This window comes from Pseudomonas emilianonis (assembly GCF_023072625.1).
GTDB lineage: Bacteria > Pseudomonadota > Gammaproteobacteria > Pseudomonadales > Pseudomonadaceae > Aquipseudomonas > Aquipseudomonas paraveronii.
Window position 1 is genome coordinate 1 of the sequence record NZ_JAKNRV010000543.1, and the last position, 2,457, is coordinate 2,457.

At 59.1% G+C, this 2,457-nt stretch carries 3 protein-coding genes; all 3 read right to left on the bottom strand.

From position 1 onward, the window contains the following. Positions 1-975, bottom strand: a 975-nt coding sequence (locus tag L9Z73_RS29055; RefSeq protein WP_247408293.1) for a diguanylate cyclase domain-containing protein, incomplete at its 3' end; no start/stop codon positions are given. A 558-nt stretch (positions 976-1,533) separates the two neighbouring features. Next, on the bottom strand, positions 1,534-2,130 hold the full coding sequence (locus tag L9Z73_RS29060; RefSeq protein WP_003212997.1) for a superoxide dismutase: 597 nt from the start codon (positions 2,128-2,130) through the stop codon (positions 1,534-1,536). Positions 2,131-2,308: 178 nt separating this feature from the next. Further along, the coding region (locus tag L9Z73_RS29065) for a LysE family transporter (RefSeq protein WP_247408295.1) at positions 2,309-2,457 on the bottom strand (149 nt) is incomplete at its 5' end.

Below are 2,457 nucleotides of genomic sequence, written 5' to 3' on the forward strand. Positions count from 1 at the left end.
GAGGGCGCCGAGGCGGCCGCTGTGGGCGCGCAGACGATCAGCCAGGGCCAGCAGCAGTTTGTCGCCCGCCTGGTAGGTGAACTGCTCGTTGACGCTTTTGAAGTCATCCAGGCCCACGCACAACACTGCCACGCGACGTTGTCGGCGGCCGGCGTCGATCAGGATCTTGTCCAGTTGCTCCTGCAGTTTCTGGCGGTTCGGCAGGCCGGTGAGAAAATCGTACTGGGCCATGCGCAGCAGGCTGGATTCCGCCTCGTGGCGCAGGTGGGTGTTGCGTTCGATGGACTCGAGCAACTGGTTGGCCGTATTGATCCACAGCCCCAGTTCATTGCGCTCGTGGCCCTTGATCTGGGGGATCTTGTGCTCGCTGGGGCGGTCGGGGTTGATCGACGTCAGGTGCTCGATAATCCGCGACAGCGGCTTGGTCAGCAGCCAGTGATACACCAGGTACAGCACCAGGCCCATGGCCAATGCGCGCAGCACGCCGGAAATAAAGATGATCACCGAGCTGACAATAAAACTCTTGCCGTAGGTGGCCGTATCAAGGGTGATGCTCAGGTCGCCGTAATATTCGCTATAGGGGCCTTTGCCGACCAGGGCGGTGGTGAACGTGCGTTCCTGGCCGAGAATCAGGTCGGTCAACCAGCGGCTGGAGGATTGCTGTAAGGCGCGGCTTCTTTCCGCGAGCATGGTTTCGTTGGGATGGCCGATGGAAGCCATGCGCACCGCGCCGTCCTGAAACAGGCCTTCGATCACCTGCATGCCCATCTCGCGGTCCAGGCTGTAGACGGCCTGGGTCGAGGGGTCGCGGAACATGTCGAGGATGCGCTGGGCATCATCGGCCACGGCCTGGCGCGTCTTGTAGGCATCGAAAACGATCTGCGCCACGCTCAGCGCCACGCCCACGATCAATGCCGACAGCAGCACAACCCGTAGCAACTTCACCGACAAGCTGTTTTTGAGTTCCAGCTTCAAAGGGGCATTCCTTGTCTCATGCGGGTGGCCTTCAATATGCCATGAGTATTGGCAATCTGGTGATGGCAGTCAAAGGAACATTGCGCGGCCATGCTCTATGACGTCATGGTTGGCCAGTCTGTTGCAGGTGGGGCTGTCAGGCGAGGAGGAATTCAGGAGATGGCGGACCGGTTTTGTTCCGCCACCTTTTACGCGCACCCGTCAGGGACGGGTGGATATGTCTGCTCAATCAGAATTTGATTTGCTGCTGTTGATTCGTTGCGTTTGAGCCAGCACTCGTTGCGTTACTTAGAAGGTCCTTTGCGACACCCATGGCCATACTGGCGGCTTGCTCCGCCAACGGCAGTAACACCGGGGCGAGTGCTGAGGCTGCTGCTCCTAATCCTGCTGCGCCTGCGATCATAAGTTAATTCTCCGACATTGAATGAAAGGGACATTCCTCTCACTGCCTGGGTGGCAATTTCCGAGCAGTTGGTTCCGTCATGCCCGGCTGGCGCCGCCGTCGAACGCACAAAAAAAGCCCGGCAATCGCCGGGCTCTTTTTACTGCAAGGGTTGCTTAGGCAGTGAAGGTCTTGCCTTCGAACTGCTCAGCCACGAACTTCCAGTTGACCAGGTTCCAGAACGCTTCCACATACTTTGGACGCACGTTGCGGTAGTCGATGTAGTAAGCGTGTTCCCAGACGTCGCAGGTCAGCAGCGGGGTGTCGCCGCTGGTCAGCGGGTTGCCGGCGCCGATGGTGCTGGCCAGGGCCAGGGAACCGTCAGCCTTTTTCACCAGCCAGCCCCAACCGGAACCGAAGGTGCCGACGGACGTCTTGGTGAATTCTTCCTTGAACTTGTCGAACGAACCGAACGCAGCGTTGATGGCTTCAGCCAGCGCGCCGGTCGGTTGACCGCCGGCGTTTGGCGCCAGGCAGTTCCAGTAGAAGGTGTGGTTCCAGACCTGAGCGGCGTTGTTGAAGATACCGCCCGAAGAAGATTTGACGATTTCTTCCAGGGTCTTGCCTTCGAACTCGGTGCCAGGCACCAGGTTGTTCAGGTTCACGACATAGGTGTTGTGATGCTTGTCGTGGTGGTATTCCAAGGTTTCCTTGGAAATGTGCGGCTGCAGGGCATCGTGTGCGTAGGGCAGCGGCGGCAATTCGAAAGCCATGATGATTCTCCTAATCAGGTCAGTTGCGGTGAGCGCAAGGCCGATCACGGGCGGCCAAACAAGCGCCGGGGAGTTTGTACTCTTTGCGGCGCAGGGTCCGGATCATAGCACCGGGGGTGTGGCAAAACCACGCAACAACTGTGTGGGATAGAGGTTCCAGAGCGTTTTGGAATATCTATCACGCGCTGATCAATTGATAGGCGACGCTGAACATCATCGCCGCCACCAAAAGGTCGAGTAGACGCCATGTCGTCGGACGTGCCAGCCACGGGGCCAGCCAGGCGGCGCCCAGCGCCAGCGTGGCGAACCACAGGAACGAAGCGCTGG